Below are 23,395 nucleotides of genomic sequence, written 5' to 3'. Positions count from 1 at the left end.
TGATTGCCAAAGACTAACATCGTGTTATAGTGTCAGCAACATAAGTATTACAGGCAGGCACACTACAATGAGCAATAACCCGTTGATCCCGCAGAGTAAACTTCCGAATCTCGGCACGACGATTTTTACGCAGATGAGCGCCCTGGCGCAGCAGCACAACGCCATTAACCTCTCACAAGGTTTCCCGGATTTTGACGGGCCGAAATATTTGCAGGAGCGTCTGGCGTACTACGTTGCGCAGGGAGCCAACCAGTATGCGCCGATGACCGGCGTGCAGGCGTTGCGTGAAGCCATTGCGGATAAAACGGCGGAGTTATACGGCCATAAGCCTGACGCGAACAGCGATATCACGGTAACCGCAGGGGCGACCGAAGCGCTGTATGCGGCGATAACCGCCCTGGTGCGTACGGGCGATGAGGTGATTTGTTTTGACCCAAGCTACGATAGCTACGCCCCGGCGATTGAACTGGCCGGTGGCGTGGTGAAACGCGTGGCGCTCCAGCCGCCGCATTTTCGTCCGGACTGGCAGGCGTTTGCCGCGCTGCTGAGCGATAAAACCCGGCTGGTGATCCTGAATACGCCACACAACCCATCGGCGACGGTGTGGCAGAAAAGCGATTTTGCCGCCCTGTGGCAGGCCATCGCCGAACGTGAAATCTATGTTCTGAGCGACGAGGTGTATGAGCACATCTGCTTTGCCGAAGAGGGTCATGCCAGCGTGCTGGCGCATCCGCAGCTTCGCGAGCGCGCAATCGCGGTATCATCATTTGGGAAAACCTACCATATGACCGGCTGGAAGGTAGGGTACTGCGTGGCGCCCGCCGCCATCAGTGCTGAGCTGCGTAAAGTGCACCAGTATTTGACGTTTGCCGTAAACACACCCGCCCAGCTGGCGCTGGCGGATATGCTGCGCGCTGAACCTGAACATTACCGGGACCTGCCAGCTTTTTACCGTGCGCGGCGGGATCGGTTTGTGACTGCCTTGAGCGAGAGTCGGCTGGAGATCCTGCCATGCGAAGGCACCTACTTCCTGCTGGCGGACTACAGCGCGATTTCCGATCTGGATGATATCAGTTTTTGCCAGTGGCTGACGAAAGAGGTGGGCGTGGCGGCCATTCCGCTGTCGGTGTTCTGCGCCGATCCCTTCCCGCATAAACTGATTCGTCTTTGCTTTGCGAAGCAGGAGTCGACGCTGCTGGCAGCGGCTGCGCGCTTAAATTCGCTCTGACTATTCAACCGTCCAGGCTTCTGAAAAACGACGGTCCGCGAAGAGTTCCAGCAGACCGTTGATTTGCTTCAGTCGCAGCACTTCATCGCTGTCCATACCCAACTCCAGGCCAATTTTCTGCTCACTCCAGCCCATAAGCACCAGTTCTCGCACGATTTCTGACATGGCATTGATCTGGTGGCGTCCACGCGCGCGGTTGTGACGAATGGTTGTAGCCATGCGATCGAACTTTTCCTGGCGTGCTTTACGCAGGCAGGTAACAGGGAGGTAACCTTTAAGTTGACGCTTCAGAATAGCCCGATGACTGCCAAGCTCATGGCGATGGAATCCATCGACAATTTCATAGCTCTCAGGCGCATTTTCCGTCACAACGATAGGTTGTGTGAATCCATCCAGCTCCAGTGATTTGCTGAGCAACCGCTTCTCCGCCGGAGCGACATTATTTGGGTTGTAGTCATTGGCGGTGATGTCAGTCTGTTTTATCCACAATACGCAGTCGACGGGTTGATTATTAAAAGGGCTGATTTCGTGTAATGCCTGGCGAAAGGCATTAATAGCGCCGATTTTCTCTTCTTCAGAAAGGGCCTGCAGGTACGTCTGCATTTCTCTGATTATTTGCTGCTGCATAAAATCCCCCATTCCTTGCGTTTGGCTTTCACTCTTTCGCTGTAGCGTTGATAGTGTTTAGGTTTGTTTGGACTAAATGAGAGAGCCCGGCACCAGTAGTCATTGTTGAGTAAAACCTTGCAAATGCGTCGCCAGGAAGGGATATCTTTTGCGCCAATATCACCCTCCTGCGTATCGGGAATATCCTCCAGGCCTCGCTTTTGATACCAGTGGAGATAAATTGCGATTTTATTTCTGTAATGTTCCGCCGTATTTTGCGGCATGCTGTCGAGTAGCAGCATGGCGTATTCGCGCCAGCCGAGATGGTCAGGTTTCAGGATCTTCCGGTGGCCATAAAAATGGTTATCGTGCCCGGCATAAATACCTCCACTTCGCACGCCGCAGGCGCGTTCACACATAGCCGCCCAGCGTTCGGGTTCAATGACATGATAGAGCCATAAGCCCTGACGCTGTTCCGGACCAAACGGTTCGCAGATGCGCATATAACGCGGCGGCACCCCCGCCTTGTACATCAGGTCGTATAACGGGTTATAGCAACATTTTGATTTCGCGAACCACGTCCAGATGTCGGCGGTTTTCCAGTCGTACAGTGGGTAGATATACCAGGCGTGCCCACCCGGGGCGACGGTCGTCCAGGGTTTATCGTCAGAAAAGCGCTGCTTACGCGCCGACGCGATAGCCAGAAAGCGGTTGTAAGATTCATCGGCGCGGATCCCCACCATGACTGCGGCAGGACGTCTTTGCGCATACCATTCGGCAAACTCGCGCACGAAGGCTTCAAACGTCATTCCCTGCTGATAAAAATCGAAATAGTGATAATCGGTAATGGCATCTTCTGGTGGCTGGCGAACCCAGTTTGTTCCGGGTTCCCAGCACTGCCATTCAGGTTGAAACTGTGACAGGGCGTTCTGGGTCGTGAGCGGAAGCGCTACCCACCAGAACTGGTGGATAACATCCCGATAGAGCGTTTTCATAGCGTCAACATGCTGAATGGTCGACGAGAATTGCGCTTCCCAGTCCAGAAAGATGACGTCTATTTTTCGCTTTAATTGCCGTGCTTTCTGGGCAACAAGATGCAGCATCACGGTAGAATCTTTTCCACCGGAAAAGGAAACGCATACCCTGGGGAAATTGTTAAGCGTCCAGTGTATGCGTTCCGCAGAAGCGTCTAAAACATTTTCCTGTAAAGGGATTTTATAGTTCGACATGATTAATCGCGTCCTGCGTGTTAAATGTCTTGGGAAAATCAAAACGATATTATGGAATTATTTATCCTTAATTTCACGGAGTCATTTTTTTCGGTTCGCTTTAATTATATTCACCATGCAAATGTATTTTACGCAGACGGCGGAGAAACGCAGAGCTTATGCATTTTTTCAATGAATGTTGAAAAAACAGAGCTATTCAGTGATGAACGGCCGTAGAGCATATAGATCTTTAATTCAGGCAGCGCAAACGGTGGCTCAAGCCTTTTTAATTTCAAAGATTCTTTAAATGTTTCATAGATCGACACGGGGATATAGCCTAACAAATCAGATGAACTGACCATAGAGATGAGAGAGCTAAGGGAGTCGGTGCGAAAAGCAATATTTCTTTCCGGAAAAGCGTCATTGGCCCGACTCTGGAACTCTTTTACACCCGGATGAGCACTCTGGTAAAAAGTGAATTTCTCCTGGTATAGCGCGTCCACTGTAGCTGTGTCAGCGAGCCTTGGGTGGTCTGCTCTACAGATTAAGGCTATCGGCACCGTAGTGAAGTGGGTGCAGACCACAGAGCGATTGTGGATAGGTGCGATAGAGAAGATGAGATCGGCTTTACGATAGGCCAACAAATCTTCCGCTGATTCGGAGGAAATAAGCATATCTCTTTGTTCTATCTCATAATTCTCCTCAGATATTAAAAGCTTCAACGGTTCCAGCATCGAACCAGGAGACACCATTTGAGTGCAATAGATAACGAACTTTTTCTTGATGTCCGAGTGATGCATCATGTTGATCGTCTGCTCAAGCTGATTGAGATTTTTTTCCAGATGATGATGCAAGTTGGTACCTACCGTGGTGGGCGTAATTCCCTTCCCTGAACGGATAAACAGGGGGTCATCAAGCTGACCGCGCAGGCGTTGCAGCGACTGGCTGACGGCGGATGGTGTGATATAAAGCGTCTCGGCAGCCCTACTGATACTGAGATGTTGGTAAATGCATTCGAAGATAACTAACAGATTGAGATCGAATTTTTTTAGGTCGTAGAGGTTTGCCATGTTTCGTCCTGAGTGAGTTGAGTTTGCTGTCGTTATCACACCATGGAGTACGACAGAGTGTAGTTACCCTTTACAATCCGTGTGAATAACTCGCTTAATTTAAAATTTAAGTGATCTTAATATATCACGGCTTTGGATTATTGAAACATATCTTCAAGAGTTATTAAGATAATTTTATCTTTAAAGTGTGATTGAATTATTTGAATGACAAATGGCGTTTATATATAGCGTGAAACCCATAATGAAATTAAATTTATAATGTTTCAATGACCTGTTCGAATCTGCCTATCACAGCCATAGGCAGGACTATCCCTCTTATGCATTGCTCATTGCGCGCAGGGGTGCTGTAATCAAACCGCTGTTACGGCCTTGATACAAGGTATGTAGAGCGCAACGCAACGCCAGCTTCGGCTGGCACTGAATGTACCTGCGGGGAATTCAGGTATCAGGGCCGCCCGTTGAGGCGGCCTTTTTACTTTCAGGCTTTCCTGTAAAAGGTTCACCTTGCTGTCTTGTTGCTGTTGTAAGGTTTGGCTGATTGATTTGATAAAGCATACGCATTAGCCCCGATGAACAAAGTTGGTTACCTTACACCTCAACGAAAACACGGAGGAAGTACAGATGTCCTTGATTAACACCAAAATTAAACCTTTCAAAAACCAGGCGTTCAAAAACGGTGAGTTCATCGAAGTTACTGAGAAAGATACCGAAGGCCGCTGGAGCGTGTTCTTCTTCTATCCGGCTGACTTCACCTTCGTTTGCCCGACCGAACTGGGCGACGTTGCAGACCACTACGAAGAACTGCAAAAGCTGGGCGTAGACGTTTACTCTGTTTCTACCGATACCCACTTCACCCACAAAGCGTGGCACAGCAGCTCTGAAACTATCGCGAAAATCAAATACGCGATGATCGGCGACCCGACTGGCGCCCTGACCCGTAACTTCGACAACATGCGTGAAGATGAAGGCCTGGCTGACCGTGCGACCTTCGTTGTTGACCCGCAGGGCATTATCCAGGCTATCGAAGTTACCGCTGAAGGTATCGGCCGTGATGCATCTGACCTGCTGCGCAAAGTTAAGGCGGCTCAGTACGTTGCTTCTCACCCAGGCGAAGTGTGCCCGGCGAAATGGAAAGAAGGCGAAGCGACGCTGGCGCCATCTCTGGACCTGGTCGGCAAGATCTAAGTCTGTAAAGCCTGGCGGCGCTACGCTTGCACAGGCCTACAGTATCGTAGGCCGGGTAAACGAAGTGCCACCCGGCAATCAATGGGCGCTCCCCGCGCCCATTTCATTCCAGCACCATGATGCAAGTTGCATTCAGGCAGCCCGTATAAGGCGGCTTGCATGATGACGTTTTAAGAGAGGGAAGAATAATGCTCGACACTAACATGAAAACCCAGCTCAAGGCCTACCTTGAGAAACTGACCAAACCTGTTGAGCTGATTGCCACGCTGGACGACAGCGCGAAATCGGCAGAAATCAAAGCGCTGCTGACAGAGATTGCTGAGCTGTCGCCGAAAGTGACCTTCAAAGAAGACAACACGCTGGCAGTCCGTAAGCCTTCTTTCCTGATCGCCAACCCAGGGTCTGACCAGGGGCCGCGTTTCGCGGGTTCTCCGCTGGGGCACGAATTTACGTCCCTGGTGCTGGCGCTGCTGTGGACCGGTGGTCATCCGTCAAAAGAAGCGCAGGCGCTGCTGGAGCAGATCCGCGATATCGACGGTGATTTTGAGTTTGAAACCTATTACTCGCTCTCCTGCCACAACTGCCCGGACGTGGTGCAGGCGCTGAACCTGATGTCAGTGCTCAACCCACGCATTAAGCACACGGCGATTGACGGCGGTACGTTCCAGAACGAAATCACCGAGCGCAACGTGATGGGCGTTCCGGCGGTTTACCTGAATGGTCAGGAGTTCGGCCAGGGGCGTATGACGCTGACCGAAATCGTCGCCAAAGTGGATACCGGCGCAGAAAAACGTGCGGCGGAAGAGTTGAACCAACGCGATGCTTATGACGTGCTGATTGTTGGCTCCGGCCCGGCGGGCGCGGCGGCAGCGGTTTACTCCGCACGTAAAGGGATCCGTACCGGTCTGATGGGCGAGCGTTTCGGTGGTCAGGTTCTGGATACCGTAGACATTGAAAACTACATTTCCGTGCCGAAAACCGAAGGCCAGAAGCTGGCCGGGGCGTTGAAAGCGCACGTCAGCGACTACGACGTGGATGTCATTGACAGCCAGAGCGCCAGCAAACTGGTTCCGGCCGCGGTCGAGGGTGGTTTGCACCAGATTGAAACGGCGTCCGGCGCGGTGCTGAAGGCGCGCAGCGTGATCATTGCCACTGGCGCGAAATGGCGCAACATGAACGTGCCGGGCGAAGATCAGTATCGCACTAAAGGCGTGACCTATTGCCCGCACTGTGACGGCCCGCTGTTCAAAGGTAAACGCGTAGCGGTGATCGGCGGCGGTAACTCCGGCGTGGAAGCGGCTATCGACCTGGCGGGGATTGTTGAACACGTTACCCTGCTGGAGTTCGCCCCTGAGATGAAAGCGGACCAGGTGTTACAGGATAAAGTACGTAGCCTGAATAACGTCGACATTGTGCTCAATGCCCAGACGACAGAAGTGAAAGGCGACGGCAGCAAAGTGACCGGTCTGGAATACCGTGACCGCGTGAGTGGCGATATCCACAGCGTAGCGCTGGCAGGGATCTTTGTTCAGATTGGCCTGCTGCCAAACACCACCTGGCTGGAAGGCGCAATTGAGCGCAACCGCATGGGCGAGATCATCATCGATGCGAAATGCGAAACCAGCGTGAAGGGCGTATTTGCGGCGGGCGACTGCACCACCGTGCCGTACAAACAGATCATCATCGCCACTGGCGAAGGGGCGAAAGCGTCGCTGAGCTCGTTTGATTACCTGATCCGCACCAAAACTGCATAATAAAAGAAAGCAAGACGACACCTGCAATACAAGAGGCCACCAAAAGGTGGCCTCTTTTTTTATCTGACGACCATCACCGGAATGTGGGTGTGGCGGATCACGCTGGAGGCGTTCGACCCCAGCAGGTGCGTGGTAATAGACGGGTTGCGCGAACCAATCACCACCACGTCTGCGTTCAGCTCCGCGGCCAGTTCATTAACGGCGTCACGCACGCTACCGAACCGGACGTGGGTTTTTATGCGGGAAGGATCGATGCTGAAGTGCCCGACCATGGTTTGCAGGCGCGTCTCGGCTTCATGCTGTAAATGCTCTTCAAAACGACGCACATCAGCAGCGAAACGATGCAGGCTCAGGCTGGCAGTGCCCGGTAAAACATGCAGAAGATGAATAACTCCGTCCTGCTGCGCGAGAAATTCCGCATGACGTACAGCTTTATCACTCAGTTCCATTTCGAAAACATCAACCGGCATAATGATTGTTTGATACATACCCGTTTCTCCTTGTTTATAAACGCTGCAATCATTCAACCACAAAATATAAATGGTTTCTGTAATCCCGACAGCACTTTTATCTCGCCAGGATAAATCTCAAAACAGCCGGATTCCGGGGCAGATCCCGAGAGGTAGCTACCCTTTTATAAGCTTACCCACACCCTTTCGGAGGTTGCATGAAAGCTCTCACCTATCACGGTCCACATCATGTTCGGGTCGATAATGTCCCCGATCCGGGCATCGAACAGCCTGACGATATCATCCTGCGCGTAACGGCCACGGCGATCTGTGGTTCTGATTTGCATCTTTATCGCGGAAAAATTCCCAAGGTCCAGCACGGCGATATCTTTGGTCATGAATTTATGGGCGAGGTGGTGGAGTGCGGGAGCGAAGTGAAGAACGTGCAGAAAGGTGACCGGGTGGTGATCCCATTTGTGATTGCCTGCGGTGACTGTTTCTTTTGCCAGATGCAACAGTACGCGGCCTGCGAAAACACGAACCGCGGGCAGGGCGCGGCGCTGAACAAAAAGCAAATTCCCGCCCCTGCCGCGCTGTTTGGCTACAGCCATCTTTACGGCGGCGTGCCGGGCGGACAGGCGGAGTATGTGCGCGTGCCGAAAGGCAACGTGGGGCCGTTTAAAGTGCCTCAGCTGCTGTCAGACGACAAAGCGCTTTTCCTGTCAGATATTCTGCCTACCGCCTGGCAGGCGGCGAAAAATGCGCAGATCCAGAAAGGCTCCAGCGTCGCCGTATTCGGGGCCGGGCCGGTGGGGTTACTGACCATTGCCTGCGCGCGGCTTCTCGGCGCAGAGCAGATTTTTGTGGTTGACCATCATCCCTATCGACTGCGGTTTGCCCAGGAGCGCTACGGCGCGATCCCGATTAACTTTGATGATGATAACGACGCGGCGGAGAAAATCATTGAGCAAACGGCCGGGCAGCGCGGGGTGGATGCGGTGATTGATGCCGTCGGGTTTGAGGCCAAAGGCAGCACGACGGAAACGATCCTCAGTAACCTGAAAATTGAAGGCAGCAGCGGCAAAGCCCTGCGCCAGTGCATTGCTGCGGTGCGACGCGGCGGCGTGGTCAGCGTGCCGGGCGTGTACGCCGGTTTCATCCATGGCTTCCTGTTTGGCGATGCCTTCGATAAAGGGCTGAGCTTTAAGATGGGGCAGACGCACGTCCACGCCTGGCTGGGAGAGCTGCTGCCGCTTATCGAAAAAGGGTTGCTTACACCGGAAGATATTGTGACCCACTATCTTCCGCTGGCTGATGCGGAGCGCGCCTATAAGATCTTCGAAAAACGGGAGGAGGAGTGCCGCAAGGTGATCCTGGTGCCTGGCGCAGACACCCCGGAGGCAGCGCAGCAGAAAGTGAAGGGACTGGTGAATGCCTTCCCCGGCGGCGTTGTGTGAGGTTTCGTCCCCACGGCACTACGACAGAGTAAACATGGATTAAGCGGTTTTTGTCCGATATAAGACAATCGGGTGAATTTGCGGAAAGAGGATGCAGGTGCATCCTCTGTGCAAAGCGGGGTCGCTTGTTCAGAAGGGATTAACGCAGGTAATCGCCAGCGGCTTCGGGCTGGTAGAGCAGCTCAAGCACTTCCAGATGGGCTGAGGCGCCGCCCGGGAGTTCCCAGTGGATAGTATCGCCCGTGCGCAGTCCAAGCAGCGCAGCGCCCACGGGTGCCAGCACCGAAAGCTGCATGCTGCTGTCGGTCATCTGCGCCGGATAGACCAGCGTACGGGTGAGTTCCTCCCCGGTGGTCAGGTTGCGGAACTTCACCTGGCTGTTCATGGTGACCACATCATGCGGCATGGTCTCAGGCGTACACATTTGCGCCCGGTCTAGCTCTTCGTTCAGCGCATCGGCAACCGGCAGCGAGGCGAATTCTGGTTTCTCCAACAGTCGGTCAATACGTTCTGCGTCGAGTTCATTGATGATAATCGTAGGTCTGGACATTTTTACTCCATGTCGTTAATGCTGCGTGTAACGCAGAAACCAATCCAAAAGAAAACCCTCGCCGTCTGGCAGCGAGGGTTTAACTTATCTGATGATACTGTCTGAAACCCTAAGTTTGAAGTGATGAAGGTCACATTCGTGCGCCATATGAATTTTTGGCAATAAACCCGCCATCCCGATTCACGCTTAACGGAAATTTCGTTACGCTGGTAAAACTTAAACCGGGCAATGCGCGTTGCAGCCCCAGCGTAGAGAGAGCGATATGTACTTTTACCAACCGTCTCAGGGGCACGGCCTGCCGCACGACCCGCTGAACGCCATTATCGGTCCACGTCCGATTGGCTGGATTTCATCCTGTGATAAGGCCGGTCAACTGAACCTTGCCCCGTACAGCTTCTTTAACTGCTTTAACTATCGCCCACCGATCATTGGTTTTTCCAGCAACGGCTGGAAGGATAGCGTGCGGAATATTACCGAAACGGAAGAGTTTGTCTGGAACCTCGCAACGCGCGATCTGGCTGAGGCGATGAATGAAACCTCCGCCACACTCCCTCATGGCGAGGATGAATTTACCTTTGCCGGCCTGACGCCCGTAGCCAGCCAGCTTGTGCGCTCGCCGCGCGTGGCGGAAAGCCCGGTGAATTTCGAGTGTCGATTGTCACAGTGCATTCAGTTGACCGGCGCGGATGGGACACCGATTGATACCTGGCTGGTGCTCGGCGAAGTGGTGGGCGTCCATATCGCTGAGAGTTTGCTGGAAGAGGGGATTTACCAGACCGCGAAAGCGCAGCCCATTCTGCGTGCGGGTGGACCGTCCGCCTACTACGGCATCAGCGACAGCCATCGCTTCGATCTGGTACGCCCGGATGCGCGCAGGAACAATCAGTAACCAGCTTTATCGATAACAAACTGTTTGCCGCAGTTGCCCGGATGCGGCTGTGGCGCAAAGGTGCTGGCTGAGAGCGAGTTGTTAATGGTGCTGGATTTTAGCGAGATCTGCATCTCGGTCAGATAAGCCGGATTGCCATGGCAGGTAAGCTTGAACGCTTTTACGTTCTGTTTCCCCCAGCTTTTGGCCACGGCTGCATCAAAATCGCTACGGCGGACGGTCTTGCCATAGTTTTCCGCCAGAAATTTCCCAACCGCACTATTTTTCACTTCCTGGTTCATGCGCACCATGGTGCCGAAGTAAGCGTCGGGATCAAAACCAAAGCAGACGCCGTGTTTCGCGTATTCATAACGTTCAAGGCAGGAGTTGCCGCCCGCGCCGGGCATCACGCTGTTCAGCTTCGCCGCGCCCGTTAGCGATAGCCCGGTCTCTGCGGCGTCACATTTGCGGCTGGCTTTTGCTTCCGGCAAATTCGGAACCGGACGAGTGGCACAGCCGAAGCGCATCCAGCGGCGTTCATCCACTCCGCGAGCGGCAATAGATTTCGGCAGCGCTGGCCATAAGCCGTGGACGGTCAGAAAATCGGTTTTGTTGCTGCTCTCTTTTTGCAGGCGACACTCTTCCGGTTCGTCACGGTTGCGTTCGACCATACTCTGGCAAAATCCCGTTTGCCAGGAAAGCGCCAGAACGTAGCGATCGAAATCGCCGTACTGGGTTGGCTTAAGCGGATCTGCCTGAATTGAGAAGACACAGAGTGCAAGCGCTACTGCGCCAGACGGGATAACGATATCCTTCCTGAACATTTGCTTTCCTGATTGGTTGGGCGCGATTAATTTCTGGGGGTTATTAAAGCACAAAAAGCGCCCGCAGGCGCTTTTTGGAAAGCAGGAATTTCGCTTAGGCAGCGCCGGGAACCAGCACTTCGGTGGCGATAATAACGATAATCAGGCCAACCAGCACCGGCACTGACGTGCGTTTTACCACTTCAAACGGAGAGATTTTTGCCATTCCCGCCACCGCAACCACCACGCCCGATACCGGAGAAATGGTACGACCCAGGTTGGAGGCCTGGAGCATCGGAATGGACAGGTAAGCCGGGTTGATGCCGGAGGAGTGTGCCAGCTTAGGGATCATCTCAACAAACGCATAGAACGGCGCGTTACCGGAGCCGGTAGTCATCGCCGCCAGCATGGTCAGTACCACCAGCACCAGCATCAGGATAATGCTGGCCGAGCCGAACGAGGTGGCGATAGAGATCAGGCTCTGGATAAAGCCGATGGTGCTCAGCCCCTGAGCAAACACCCCTGCGGCAACCAGCAGCATCACCACGCCCGCGAAGGCATCCGCCATGCCGCGGAAGGCGACTTCAAGACCCGTGAACACCTTCTGGGTATTAAAGCCACGAACAAATTCCAGGATGGCCGCCAGCAGCATACAGATCACCAGGATAGTTATGATGTGCAGCTGAGGGCCCCATTTGCCGTCAAAAATAAGCACGCCAATAATCGGCGTGAAGGGCAGGATGGAATAAAACGCCGGGGCGGTAGTGGTGATTTCACTGACGTCCATCATCTCATGGCTGACGTTCTCTTTCTTATCGAGGTAGCGTTGCCAGAAGAAATGCGCCACGCCCATGCCGAGAATAGCGGTGATGGAGATTGGCAGTGTGGTTTTGAAGGCGAAGTCAATCAGCGACATTTCCGCGGCTTTCGCAGCCAGCACCACGTCACCGGAAGTAGGGGAGAGAATAATCGCCGCCGGAGAGGCGCAAATAGCCGCCGCTGCGCCACGGCTGATCCCGACGTTAACCATTACCGGGAATAACGTCGCCATTAACAGCACGCCAAGGCCCGTTGCTGAGGAAACGGCTAATGACATCAGACAGGCCAGGAAATAAGCCGCGACCATCAGCAGATAGGGGGAGTTAATATATTGCAGCGGTTTAGAAGCCAGCTTCACCACCATATCATTCGCGCCGATATGGGTCATATAGGCAGCAAATCCGCAGAGCATCATGATCATCATGCCCAGGTCGCCGCCGCGGCTCATCAGCAGAATTTTTATATATTCCACAATATCGGTAGCGGTATATCCGGTGCTGGCTTCGCTGGCGGGTAAAACCTGATGACCCATTAGCGCGCTAATGATCAGCAGCGTCAGGCCGCCGACAAATAGCACGCCGGTGGCTGAGTAACCTTTAATGATGTAGCGTGCTACACCGACAATGACCACGACTCCAATGAGGAGTTCGAGAAAAGTAAGCATGATTTCCCCTGTATCCTTGCTGCCCGAGAGACAAATAATCAATAAAAAAGAAGCCTGAAATGTGCCGAATAAATGGCCAGTCCTTGCTGATTAAAATCAAGAAAGAGACTACTAAAGGCAATGATGACGATATTTTTGCTAACCCTGCGTCATTTATATTAAGACGTTATTGACCTGATGAATAGATATTATATGTCATTAAATTGATGGTGAAGTGTTAAGGTTTTGAGTATTGCTTGCCGACAATCGATTTAAAAACGTAAATCTCTTTAAAACCACTTCTCTTTCATTCTTTTGCCTGCTTATACTCGGTTCACTTTTACCCTATCCGACGATCTGAATATGCACGCCAGCTGGACGTATCGCCTGCGCTTTATCAAAAAACATCTGCTGATGTTTTTGCTGGCGTTTGGCTGGCTGTTAATCCAGAGTCAGGTGGCCGTCGCCTCCCATCAATGTTCAATGGATTTGCGCGGTGAGGTGGCCACCATCCAGCATATGGATATGATGGCGGAACCGGGGCCGCATTATGCTGCCGGTGCTTCACCGCTGTGTGAAAAACATTGTGTGCCGGATCAGGTACAAAAAGAACCTGCCCAGCCGCATCTGGTGGCGCTGCCTGCCGCCATGACGCTGACCTTAACGACGCCAGAGTGTTCATCTGCAAGCCATTCTGCGTGGTCTATTACCCCTCCTGCTGTGGGGCCGCCGGCAACGATCCGCTATTGCCGGTTTCGGGAGTAAAAACCTGTTAATTCGTTGATTTTATTTACTTAACGTTTAACAGGAGTTTTATCATGCGTACCCTATTCCTTTCCGCGCTGGTTGGCGCGTCCATCTCTTTCGCTTCTTATACCGTTCAGGCAAACCAGACCTGGCAGGGCCGCGGCGTGGTTCAGTCGATCTCTGACAATGCCGTCATGCTCCGTCACGAGGCCATACCGGAACTAAAATGGCCAGCGATGACCATGCCGTTTACTTTATCTGCCGGCGCCACGCTGAATGGCGCCAAACCGGGGGATGAAGTGACCTTCACGCTTGAGCGTGCGGGTGACGGTTTCCAGATTATCTCGCTGACGCCAGCGCGCTAAGCGAGGTCACCATGAAACAACACACACTGAGTCTGTGGCTCGGTGGGGTGTTGTTCGGCCTGTTAACCTCCGCCGCGCAGGCGGAGCCGTGGACGCTCGAACACACCCTGACCGAAGCCCAGCGCTACTCGGCAGAACTCTCCGCCAGCCGTAACGAAGCGCAGGCGCTGGATGCGATGGCGGATTCCGCCACGCAATTACCTGATCCAAAACTGAAATTCGGTATTGAAAACGTGCCGGTACAGGGCAGCAACGATCGGCGGCTTACGCGCGAAGGGATGACCATGCAGAAGGTTGGCATCATGCAAAGCTACGTCAGCTCAGAGAAGCGGGAACGTAAAGCACAGACTTTTCAGGCGCAGGCGCGAAGCGTGCTGGCAAAATCCGAGGCCGTACGTGCCGCGCTTCAGCGTGATACCGCCCAGGCCTGGCTGGATCTGGCGCTGGCACAGCAGGCGCTGAAAACGGCCAGAACGCTGGTCCGTGAAACGGAACGCCAGCGGGGCGTGCAGAAGGCGAGCGTCGGGGCGGGAGGCGCAACGCCGGACAGCGTACTGGCCCTGCAAATGATCCTCAGCGCCATGCGCGACAAAGAGACGCTGGCGCAGCGGGATGTGCAGCTGGCGCAAAGCCGTCTGCTGGAGCTAACAGGGCACGCTATTACGGCGGTTCGCGGTCCGCTGCCGCGCTATCAGCGTCTTCCTGCCGATGAAAAAACGTTGCAGGAGGGGATTGCCAGACACCCGGAAGTGGAGGCCGCGCGACGTGAAGCAGAGACCGCGAAAGCGCGTTCAGCGCAATCTGCCGTGGCAGCGATACCCGATGTGGATGTGGAGGTCTATTACGCCCACCGCGCCGAAGGCTATGACGATATGGCTGGCGTGATGTTCAGCGTGGATCTGCCTTTGTTCCAGTCAAAACGTCAGGACAAGGATTACGCCGCCGATGTTTCCCGCTCAATGCAGGCGGTGGATCAACTGACGCTGCTCAAACGCGAACACATTGCCCAGGTGCAAACGCTGGTGGCGCAGTATCAGGCTGCGCAAACGGTGTGGCAGCGTCAGCGGGACGAGGTACTACCGTTGCAGCGACAACGGCTGGCGGTGCTGACGGCGCAATATCGTTCTGGACAGTCGGCGCTTCCGGCCCTGCTGGAGGCGCGTCGTGGCGTACTGGATACGGAACTGGCGGTGAACCAGGCGGAGCGCGAAATGGCGCGAACCTGGGCTGCCGTGAACTGGCTGATCCCGCAGGAGCTGGCGCAATGAAAAAAACAACGTTAATGGCGATTGCCATCGCGATAGCTGCCGTTGGCGGCTATTTTGTCGGACAGAAGCAGACGCATCAGCCGGATGCGGCTTCACAACCATCAGAACGCAAGGTGCTTTACTGGTACGACCCCATGGTGCCCGGTCAGCGCTTCAATAAGCCGGGTAAATCCCCCTTTATGGATATGGATCTGGTCCCACGCTACGCCGATGAAGCGCAGGCGGCGTCAGGCGTGGCCATCAGCACTCAACAGCAGCAAAACCTGGGGATGAAAACCGCCAACGTTGAGATGCGCCAGCTGGTTTCGCCGTTCTCGGCCTTTGCCACGGTTGCAACGGATGAACGTAACGTCTCGGTGTTGTCAGCCCCGGCCAATGGCGTGGTGTCAAAATTGTTTGTTAATGCGCCGCAGCAGCAGGTAAAAGCCGGAGAGGCGCTGGCGCAACTGTGGATCCCGCAGTGGACCGCCGCCCAGCAGGAGTATCTCGCGGTTCGTCAGCTTGGCGATGCCGCATTGACCCGCGCCGCTCGCGAGCGGCTGGCGTTGCAGTTTATGCCAGAAGAGGTCATTCGTTTGCTGGAGCGTAGCGGTAAGCCGCAGACCACGCTCATTCTGCGCACCGACCGGGCGGGCTATGTGGTGAAGCTGGACGTGCGGGAAGGGGCGCAAATCACCGCAACGGCGCCGCTGTTTGAGATCGCCAGCCTCGATCCGGTCTGGCTGGTGGTCGACTACCCGCAAACGCAGGCGCAGTCTCTGGCGGTGGGCAGCAAGGTGGTAGCAACCTCAGAAAGCTGGCCGGGGGAGCAGTTCCACGGTACGGTCAGCGAATTGCTGCCGCAGATGGAGGCGGCCACGCGAACCCTGAAAGCCCGTATCGTGCTGGAAAATTCCGCACATAAGCTGAAGCCGGGCATGTACCTCTCCGTCAGCCGTGCGGAAGAGCTGAAAGGCCCGCCGGTGCTGGCGGTGCCGGAAGAAGCGGTGATTAACAGCGGAGAGTCTGCGCGTCTGCTGCTGGCTACCGGGGACGGTTATTTCCAGCCTGTGACGGTGAAAACCGGCCTGACGGCGCAGGGCTGGACGGCGATCCTGTCCGGGGTCCAAGAGGGCGATAAGGTGGTGACGTCCGGGCAATTCCTGATTGATTCCGAAGCCAGCCTGCGTAGCGTGATGCCGGAGGTGACGCCATGATTGCCGCTGTGATTCGCGCCTCGTTGCGTAACCGCCTGCTGGTGATCCTGGCCGCGCTGATGATGGCCAGCTGGGGCTGGTGGGCGGTGCAGCGCGCGCCGCTGGACGCGTTGCCCGATCTGTCTGATGTGCAGGTCATTATCAAAGCGAGTTACCCCGGGAAAGCGCCGCAGGTGATTGAAGATCAGGTGACCTGGCCGCTGACAACCTCCATGTTGTCTGTGCCGGGTGCCAAAACCGTGCGCGGTTTTTCAATGTTTGGTGACGCTTATGTGTATGTGCTGTTTGAGGATGGCACCGATCTCTACTGGGCGCGATCCCGGGTGCTGGAATATTTAAGCCAGGTACAGGCGCAGTTTCCGCCGGGTGTGAAGGTGTCGCTGGGGCCGGATGCGACGGGCGTCGGCTGGATCTACGAATATGCGCTGATCGACCCTAGTGGAAAACACAGCCTGGCAGATCTGCGGGCCCTTCAGGACTGGACGCTTAAGTTCGAGCTTAAGACGGTACCGAATGTATCTGAAGTGGCAAGCATTGGCGGAATGGTGCGTCAGTATCAGATCGTGGCGGACCCGGCGAAAATGCGCGCGCTGAATATTACCCACAGCCAGCTATCCGGCGCGGTGCAGGCCGCCAATAAAGAGAGCGGCGGCGCCCTGCTGGAGATGGGCGAAGCGGAGTATATGGTGCGGACAACGGGCTATTTGCGCTCGCTGGAGGATTTTCGCAATGTGGTGATCGCCACCCGCGATGGCGTACCTGTCCTGCTGAAAGATGTCGCCACCATTGGCATTGGCCCGGAGATCCGCCGGGGCGTGGCGGAGCTTAACGGTGAAGGGGAGGTTGCTGGCGGCGTAATCGTGATGCGCTACGGGCAGAACGCGCTGGAAACCCTTCGCGCGGTAAAAGCGAAACTGAGCGAGCTGCAAAAAACGCTGCCGCAGGGCGTCGAGATTGTTCCGGTCTACGATCGCTCCACGCTGATTGAGGAGTCGGTCAAAACGCTGACGCACAAGCTGCTCGAAGAGTTTGCCGTGGTGGTACTGGTGTGCGCGCTGTTCCTGTTCCACCTGCGTTCCGCGCTGGTGGCGATGGTTTCTCTGCCGCTGGGGATCCTTGGGGCTTTTGTGGTGATGCACTATCAGGGCATTAACGCGAATATGATGTCGCTCGGCGGGATCGCCATTGCCATCGGAGCGATGGTGGATGCGGCAATTGTCATGATTGAAAACATGCACAAGGTGCTGGAGCAGTGGCGGCATGATAATCCGGGCAAGGAGCCTGCGTCGGGAGAGTACTGGCGTCTGGCGGAAAAGGCGGCGGTTGAAGTGGGACCGGCGCTGTTTTGCAGCCTGTTAATCATCACGCTGTCATTTATACCGGTATTTTCGCTGGAAGCGCAGGAGGGGCGAATGTTCTCGCCGCTGGCGTTCACCAAAACCTGGTCGATGGCCGTGGCCGCCGGGCTTGGGATCACTCTGGTGCCGGTGCTAATGGGCTTCTTTATTCGCGGGAAAATCCCGGATGAGAAGGCAAACCCGATAAACCGCCTCCTGATCCGCCTGTATGAGCCGCTGCTTGATAAGGTACTGACCTTCCCGAAAACGACCCTGGCACTGGCATGTCTGCTGCTGATCGCCACGCTCTGGCCGCTGAGCCGCCTGGGCAGTGAGTTTATGCCGCCGCTGGATGAAGGGGATTTACTCTATATGCCCTCCACGCTGCCGGGGATCTCTGCTCGCGAGGCATCGCGGCTGCTTCAGCAGACGGACCGCTTGATCAAAAGCGTACCGGAGGTGGCGAGCGTGTTTGGCAAAGCTGGTCGGGCGGAGTCGGCAACCGATCCCGCGCCATTAACCATGCTGGAAACAACTATCCACTTTAAGCCCCGCGAGCAGTGGCGGCCTGGAATGACGCCGCAAAAGCTGGTGGAGGAGCTCGATAAAACCGTGTCGCTGCCGGGCATTGCCAATGTGTGGGTGCCCCCTGTCCGTAACCGTCTGGACATGCTGGCAACCGGGATCAAAAGCCCGGTCGGCATTAAGGTGAACGGCAATAATATTGCCGACATTGAGCGCGTGGCCCGGCAGATTGAGCAGGTGGTGAAGGACGTTCCTGGCGTCTCCTCGGCGCTGGCGGAGCGACTGGAGGGCGGGCGCTACGTGGATATTCGTATCGACCGGCAAAAAGCCGCGCGCTACGGCGTTTCCGTCGATGAACTGCAAAGCCTGGTCTCCACGCTGGTCGGGGGCGATAACATTGGTGAGGTGATCCAGGGACGCGAGCGGTACCCCATCAACCTGCGTTATCCCCGCGATTTGCGTGATAACGTCGACACGTTGCGGGTGTTGCCGGTAGTAACCGCCAGCGGTAGCCAGGTGGCGCTGGGGGAACTGGCCGATATCGTCGTGACGGAAGGCCCACCGATGCTAAAAAGTGAAAACGCGCGCCTTTCCAGCTGGATCTACGTGGACTTACGCGGGCGCGATCTGAAGTCCGCCGTAGATGAAATGCAAAAACGGGTGGAGGAGAAGGTGGTATTGCCGCAGGGCGTATCTCTCTCCTGGTCCGGGCAGTTTGAATATCTGGAACGGGCGACCGCGACGCTTAAAATAGTCTTACCTGTCACGCTGATGATTATATTCATCCTTTTATGGTTAACCTTCAGGCGGATATCAAATGTCCTGATAATAATGGGGACATTGCCTTTCGCGCTTATTGGTGGGGTGTGGTTATTATGGCTGCTTGAATATAATTTGTCTGTGGCGGGGGCCGTTGGCTTTATCGCCCTTTCCGGGGTGGCAGCAGAATTCGGCGTAATTATGGTTCTATATTTGAATCATGCGCTTGATAAATATCACAGGCTTGAGCCAGAAGGGGGAAATACGGTGCTATTGCGGGCGATCCACGAAGGTGCCGTGCTGCGCGTGCGTCCGAAGGTGATGACGGTCGCCACGATTATGGCGGGCCTGCTGCCCATCATGTGGGGCAATGGGAGTGGCTCGGAGGTGATGCAACGTATTGCTGCACCGATGATTGGTGGCATGGTTACTGCACCGTTATTGTCGATGTTAGTTATTCCCGCACTCTACAAATTGTTACATCAACGTTAAAAATGTCAACTGCATGTGCTTATTCAGGCATGCAGTTTATGTATCCTCAGACTATTCTCAGGAACGGGATGGTAATTAGGAATAACACCCATGCTGTTAAGCGTTCATTCAAGTATTCTGTGCTAAGGTCTGCACCGAATACTAAATATGGTAATGGCATTGTGATTGTACGAATTAAATTCCCCCTGATTTTATTGTTTATTATTGCGCAGTTATCATTTGCGTCTGCTGTTAATGCACAGAGCAATACAGCGGATAAAAGCTGGTTCACCACCTTCACGGATAACGTTGCGCAAACATGGAACGAACCTGAACATTACGATCTCTATATTCCGGCCATTACGTGGCATGCACGTTTTGCCTACGATAAAGAAAAAACAGACCGTTATAACGAGCGTCCGTGGGGGGCTGGTTTTGGTCAGTCTCGCTGGGATGAAAAAGGTAACTGGCATGGCCTGTACCTGATGGCGTTTAAGGACTCCTACAATAAATGGGAGCCTATTGGTGGCTACGGCTGGGAAAAAACCTGGCGTCCGTTATCAGACGACAACTTCCGTCTGGGGCTGGGCTATACGGCAGGGTTCACGGCGCGTGATAACTGGAAATACATTCCTGTTCCGGTACTGTTGCCGCTTGCCTCCATCGGCTATGGTCCGGCAACGTTTCAGATGACCTACATACCGGGTACGTATAACAACGGTAACGTTTACTTTGCCTGGATGCGGTTTCAGTTTTAACTGAATTTGTCTGGTAAATCGGCCAAAAAACGCACAGGCATTGAAATGTAAAGGATAAAAATCGGACAGCGAAAATTAACGCGACTTTTGTCACTTTTTATCAAAGATCCGCTGGACAAAACGCCTCACAATTGTTGTACTGATACCCGACACAGCATTTGTGTCGTTTTTTAATGTAAAGGTAATTTTGATGTCTAAGATTAAAGGTAACGTTAAGTGGTTTAATGAGTCCAAAGGATTCGGTTTCATTACTCCTGAAGATGGCAGCAAAGACGTGTTCGTACACTTCTCTGCAATCCAGTCTAATGGTTTCAAAACTCTGGCTGAAGGTCAGCGCGTAGAGTTCGAAATCACTAACGGTGCCAAAGGCCCTTCTGCTGCTAACGTAATCGCTCTGTAATTCAGACGCGTCAGCAAGAATTTCAAAACCCGCTCAATGAGCGGGTTTTTTTCGTTATGAATCAACCAAAAAGATAGATCTTCAGAAAGCTGGCGACGATCGCGACGCTTAGCAATACCATACCCACGCCTGACAGATTCTCTCTCATGCTATCACCCTCGTTCAATATTGAGCCAAGAATGACAGACAAAAATTAAGCCAACATTAAGGTTGTCGCGCTTAATGTCCGCTGGCGGAGGAAAATAACCAGAATGCGATCGCAGTCATCGCAAACGAGCCAAGCATGTTAACAGCAATGTTCGTCAGCGCCCAGCCCATCCGGCCTTCCTGAAACAGAAACACCACCTCCGCAGAGAAGGTAGAAAACGTCGTTAAACCGCCGCAGAAACCGGTCGTAATCAGTACCTTCCACATAGGGTCGATGTTGGTCATGCGATTAAACCACGCCAGCCCCATCCCGATAATAAATGCCCCGATCAGGTTTGCCGCCAGTGTCCCCATCGGAATGGCCTGATGCAGCGGGTTAAACCGCATGCTTAAGAGCCAGCGCGCAACGCTACCCGTGCCCCCACCAATAAAAACGGCTATAAGTAGTTGTAACACTGTCAATACCTGCTATTTGCTGTGTAAGTGCGTCGAGTGTAACGCTGTTTTTAACCGGGAGACAATTATGTATGTTGCAGTAGGGCAGTTTGCGGTGACGCCGGACTGGAATGAAAACGCGGACAAGTGCATCTCCCTGATGAACCAGGCGAAGCAAAAAGGGGCGGCGCTGCTGGTGCTTCCTGAAGCGTTACTGGCGCGCGATGATGGCGATCCGGACCTGTCGGTAAAGTCTGCGCAAATGCTGGAAGGGGCGTTTCTGAAACGACTGCTGGCCGAAAGCGTCGGTAACGCGCTCACCACCATTTTGACTATCCATGTTCCCTCCACGCCGGGGCGGGCGGTGAACACGCTGGTGGCGATACGTGAAGGCGCTATTGTCGCAAGCTACGCCAAACTTCATCTGTATGATGCGTTCAGCGTCCAGGAGTCGCGACTGGTCGATCCGGGGAGTGTAATTCCGCCGCTGATTGAGGTGGAGGGTTTTAAGGTTGGCCTGATGACCTGCTACGATATCCGTTTTCCGGAGCTGGCGCTGAACCTGGCACTACAGGGGGCCGAGGTGCTGGTTCTGCCCGCCGCGTGGGTCAGAGGACCGCTTAAGGAGCATCACTGGGTAACGCTACTGGCCGCACGCGCGCTGGACACCACCTGCTATGTAGTGGCTGCGGGTGAATGTGGCAATAAAAATATTGGACAGAGCAGGGTTGTCGATCCGCTGGGAGTGACCGTAGCCGCGGCGGCGGAAGCGCCTGCTTTACTGCTGACGGAGATAACGTCAGCACGAATAACGCTTGCGCGTCAGCAATTACCTGTTCTGCGCAACCGCAGGTTTGCGCCACCGCAATTAATATGATGTTTTTTTCAACAATGCTTGATTCACCTTGTTACAGATTGCTATTGTGTGCGCGCGCCTGATGACCGTTAATACGTTCAGGTTTCTTTGGCGCTGAATGCAGCCTGTTTCATGTAAAGAAGGTATTTATGGGTGAGATTAGTATTACCAAACTGCTGGTGGTTGCCGCACTGGTCGTCCTGCTGTTCGGTACCAAGAAGTTACGCACGCTGGGTGGAGACCTGGGTGCTGCCATTAAGGGCTTTAAGAAAGCAATGAACGATGACGACGCGGCAGCGAAGAAAAGTGCCGAAGATGACATCGCAGCACAGAAGCTTTCACACAAAGAGTAATGGCAATGCTGCAAGGCTTGCATAAAAAAACCGGCTCACGAGGCCGGTTTTTTGTTTTACTGTAAATAAGTTTTACAGCTTTATTTCACTTCTTCGCCCTTCGCCTGCATATCGGCGTGATAAGAGGAGCGAACAAACGGACCGCACGCAGCGTGGGTAAAGCCCATCGCCATCGCTTCGGCTTTCATTTCATCGAACTCATCCGGACTCACGTAACGCTGTACAGGCAGGTGGTGACGGCTTGGCTGTAGGTACTGGCCCAGCGTCAGCATGGTGACGCCGTGGCGACGCAGATCGCGCATCACTTCAATGATCTCAGCGTTGGTTTCACCCAGTCCCACCATCAGGCCAGACTTGGTAGGAATATGCGGATGGGCTTCTTTAAAGCGCTCCAGCAGCTTCAGCGACCAGTTGTAATCTGCACCTGGACGCACCTGACGGTAGATACGCGGTACGTTCTCCAGGTTGTGGTTGAACACGTCTGGTGGCGTCGCGGTCAGGATATCGAGCGCGCGGTCCATACGGCCACGGAAGTCCGGCACCAGCGTCTCAATCTTAATGTTCGGGCTTTTTTCGCGGATGGCGGTAATGCAGTCAGCGAAATGCTGAGCACCGCCATCGCGCAGATCGTCACGGTCAACGGAGGTGATAACAACATAACGCAGCGCCATATCGGCAATGGTCTGCGCCAGTTTTTGCGGTTCGTTAGTGTCAGGCGCAACAGGACGGCCATGGGCAACGTCACAGAACGGACAGCGGCGGGTGCAGATGGCACCCAGAATCATAAACGTCGCGGTACCGTGATTGAAACATTCAGCAAGGTTAGGGCAGGAGGCCTCTTCACAGACAGAGTGGAGGCCATTTTTGCGCATCGCCGCTTTGATCCCCTGAATACGCGAAGAGTCAGCCGGAAGTTTAATTTTCATCCATTCCGGTTTTCTTAACAGCGCCTCGCGCTCTGTAGCCACGTTTTTAACCGGGATAAGGGCCATTTTATCGGCATCGCGGTATTTAACACCGCGTTCCATCACAATGGGTTTACTCATAGCGTGCGTGTTCCAGTTGCGAATATCGAAGGAAAGCGTTTCAATTCAAGGGAATGTTGTAATTATCAACTATTTTTGAACGAACGACAGGC

General features: G+C 54.1%; 23 protein-coding genes. 14 read left to right on the top strand and 9 right to left on the bottom strand.

The genetic code is table 11. The features are described from left to right. Window positions 1-67 precede the first annotated feature (67 nt). Window positions 68-1,228 (top strand): pyridoxal phosphate-dependent aminotransferase, encoded by a 1,161-nt coding sequence (locus IM282_RS18010; protein ID WP_192970684.1) that lies wholly within the window; start codon window positions 68-70, stop codon window positions 1,226-1,228. Here IM282_RS18010 and IM282_RS18005 read toward each other — a convergent pair whose 3' ends face one another. The 3 genes from IM282_RS18005 to IM282_RS17995 form a co-directional block, all read right to left on the bottom strand. Next, a complete protein-coding gene (locus IM282_RS18005; RefSeq protein ID WP_032624678.1) occupies window positions 1,229-1,855 on the bottom strand; it encodes a ParB/RepB/Spo0J family partition protein in 627 nt (208 codons plus the stop codon). Next, the gene (locus IM282_RS18000) at window positions 1,840-3,063 is read right to left on the bottom strand and encodes a phosphoadenosine phosphosulfate reductase (RefSeq protein ID WP_063146997.1); all 1,224 of its coding nucleotides are present in this window, start codon (window positions 3,061-3,063) and stop codon (window positions 1,840-1,842) included. The genes IM282_RS18005 and IM282_RS18000 overlap by 16 nt, the downstream gene beginning before the upstream one ends. Window positions 3,064-3,191: 128 nt before the next feature. Then, window positions 3,192-4,112, bottom strand: coding sequence for a LysR family transcriptional regulator (locus IM282_RS17995; protein WP_022647411.1), 921 nt, complete (start codon window positions 4,110-4,112; stop codon window positions 3,192-3,194). 621 nt (window positions 4,113-4,733) lie between these two features. Here IM282_RS17995 and ahpC point away from each other — a divergent pair. Beyond that, window positions 4,734-5,297 carry an alkyl hydroperoxide reductase subunit C gene (gene ahpC, locus IM282_RS17990; protein ID WP_014882974.1) on the top strand — a complete coding sequence of 188 codons (564 nt, stop codon included), beginning with the start codon at window positions 4,734-4,736 and terminating at the stop codon, window positions 5,295-5,297. Between the two features lie 188 nt (window positions 5,298-5,485). Beyond that, window positions 5,486-7,051, top strand: coding sequence for an alkyl hydroperoxide reductase subunit F (gene ahpF, locus IM282_RS17985; protein WP_022650587.1), 1,566 nt, complete (start codon window positions 5,486-5,488; stop codon window positions 7,049-7,051). Between the two features lie 59 nt (window positions 7,052-7,110). Here ahpF and uspG read toward each other — a convergent pair whose 3' ends face one another. After that, entirely contained in the window at window positions 7,111-7,539 is a 429-nt protein-coding gene (gene uspG, locus IM282_RS17980; RefSeq protein ID WP_046618911.1) for a universal stress protein UspG, read from the bottom strand. Window positions 7,540-7,718: 179 nt separating this feature from the next. On the opposite strand from uspG, the gene IM282_RS17975 reads away from it, so the two are divergent. Continuing rightward, entirely contained in the window at window positions 7,719-8,957 is a 1,239-nt protein-coding gene (locus IM282_RS17975; protein WP_015571156.1) for a zinc-dependent alcohol dehydrogenase, read from the top strand. A 139-nt stretch (window positions 8,958-9,096) separates the two neighbouring features. On the opposite strand, the gene rnk is transcribed toward IM282_RS17975, so the two are convergent. Further along, window positions 9,097-9,507, bottom strand: a complete 411-nt coding sequence (gene rnk, locus IM282_RS17970; protein ID WP_022647414.1) for a nucleoside diphosphate kinase regulator — start codon at window positions 9,505-9,507, stop codon at window positions 9,097-9,099. A gap of 262 nt (window positions 9,508-9,769) precedes the next feature. On the opposite strand from rnk, the gene IM282_RS17965 reads away from it, so the two are divergent. Next, window positions 9,770-10,396, top strand: a complete 627-nt coding sequence (locus IM282_RS17965) for a flavin reductase family protein (protein WP_063146995.1) — start codon at window positions 9,770-9,772, stop codon at window positions 10,394-10,396. Here IM282_RS17965 and rna read toward each other — a convergent pair. Both rna and dcuC read right to left on the bottom strand, forming a co-directional pair. Next, complete coding sequence (rna, locus tag IM282_RS17960) at window positions 10,390-11,199, bottom strand: ribonuclease I (protein WP_192970683.1); 810 nt, start codon at window positions 11,197-11,199, stop codon at window positions 10,390-10,392. The genes IM282_RS17965 and rna overlap by 7 nt on opposite strands. 94 nt (window positions 11,200-11,293) lie before the next feature. Continuing rightward, entirely contained in the window at window positions 11,294-12,661 is a 1,368-nt protein-coding gene (gene dcuC / locus IM282_RS17955; RefSeq protein ID WP_017382481.1) for an anaerobic C4-dicarboxylate transporter DcuC, read from the bottom strand. Window positions 12,662-13,003: 342 nt separating this feature from the next. Here dcuC and IM282_RS17950 point away from each other — a divergent pair, with 342 nt between their 5' ends. The 7 genes from IM282_RS17950 to cspE all read left to right on the top strand — a co-directional run bounded on the left by IM282_RS17950 (window position 13,004) and on the right by cspE (window position 20,466). Then, entirely contained in the window at window positions 13,004-13,405 is a 402-nt protein-coding gene (locus tag IM282_RS17950) for a hypothetical protein (protein ID WP_192970682.1), read from the top strand. A 53-nt stretch (window positions 13,406-13,458) separates the two neighbouring features. Continuing rightward, window positions 13,459-13,752, top strand: a complete 294-nt coding sequence (locus tag IM282_RS17945; RefSeq protein WP_023299583.1) for a copper-binding protein — start codon at window positions 13,459-13,461, stop codon at window positions 13,750-13,752. An 11-nt stretch (window positions 13,753-13,763) separates the two neighbouring features. Next, on the top strand, window positions 13,764-15,020 hold the full coding sequence (locus IM282_RS17940) for a TolC family protein (protein WP_022647419.1): 1,257 nt from the start codon (window positions 13,764-13,766) through the stop codon (window positions 15,018-15,020). Further along, window positions 15,017-16,216 (top strand): efflux RND transporter periplasmic adaptor subunit, encoded by a 1,200-nt coding sequence (locus tag IM282_RS17935; RefSeq protein WP_192970681.1) that lies wholly within the window; start codon window positions 15,017-15,019, stop codon window positions 16,214-16,216. Before IM282_RS17940 ends, IM282_RS17935 begins: the two co-directional genes overlap by 4 nt. Further along, a complete protein-coding gene (locus tag IM282_RS17930; RefSeq protein WP_126292018.1) occupies window positions 16,213-19,329 on the top strand; it encodes an efflux RND transporter permease subunit in 3,117 nt (1,038 codons plus the stop codon). Before IM282_RS17935 ends, IM282_RS17930 begins: the two co-directional genes overlap by 4 nt. Window positions 19,330-19,490: 161 nt before the next feature. Continuing rightward, complete coding sequence (gene pagP, locus IM282_RS17925; protein WP_032621658.1) at window positions 19,491-20,066, top strand: lipid IV(A) palmitoyltransferase PagP; 576 nt, start codon at window positions 19,491-19,493, stop codon at window positions 20,064-20,066. Between the two features lie 190 nt (window positions 20,067-20,256). Continuing rightward, the gene (gene cspE, locus IM282_RS17920; protein WP_002439184.1) at window positions 20,257-20,466 is read left to right on the top strand and encodes a transcription antiterminator/RNA stability regulator CspE; all 210 of its coding nucleotides are present in this window, start codon (window positions 20,257-20,259) and stop codon (window positions 20,464-20,466) included. A 219-nt stretch (window positions 20,467-20,685) separates the two neighbouring features. On the opposite strand, the gene crcB is transcribed toward cspE, so the two are convergent. Beyond that, on the bottom strand, window positions 20,686-21,069 hold the full coding sequence (gene crcB / locus IM282_RS17915; protein ID WP_017382474.1) for a fluoride efflux transporter CrcB: 384 nt from the start codon (window positions 21,067-21,069) through the stop codon (window positions 20,686-20,688). A gap of 67 nt (window positions 21,070-21,136) precedes the next feature. On the opposite strand from crcB, the gene IM282_RS17910 reads away from it, so the two are divergent. Beyond that, entirely contained in the window at window positions 21,137-21,925 is a 789-nt protein-coding gene (locus tag IM282_RS17910) for a deaminated glutathione amidase (protein WP_022647423.1), read from the top strand. A 128-nt stretch (window positions 21,926-22,053) separates the two neighbouring features. After that, the gene (gene tatE, locus IM282_RS17905) at window positions 22,054-22,257 is read left to right on the top strand and encodes a twin-arginine translocase subunit TatE (protein ID WP_022647424.1); all 204 of its coding nucleotides are present in this window, start codon (window positions 22,054-22,056) and stop codon (window positions 22,255-22,257) included. A gap of 80 nt (window positions 22,258-22,337) precedes the next feature. Here the strand turns inward: tatE and lipA are convergent, their stop codons facing one another. Continuing rightward, window positions 22,338-23,303 carry a lipoyl synthase gene (lipA, locus tag IM282_RS17900; RefSeq protein ID WP_192970680.1) on the bottom strand — a complete coding sequence of 322 codons (966 nt, stop codon included), beginning with the start codon at window positions 23,301-23,303 and terminating at the stop codon, window positions 22,338-22,340. Window positions 23,304-23,395 lie beyond the last annotated feature (92 nt).

It is taken from the genome of Enterobacter cloacae complex sp. P29RS (genome assembly GCF_014893445.1).
GTDB classification, from domain to species: Bacteria; Pseudomonadota; Gammaproteobacteria; order Enterobacterales; family Enterobacteriaceae; genus Enterobacter; species Enterobacter intestinihominis.
The sequence above is the reverse complement of the archived record's forward strand: the minus strand, read 5'-3'. Positions and strand labels throughout refer to the sequence as shown.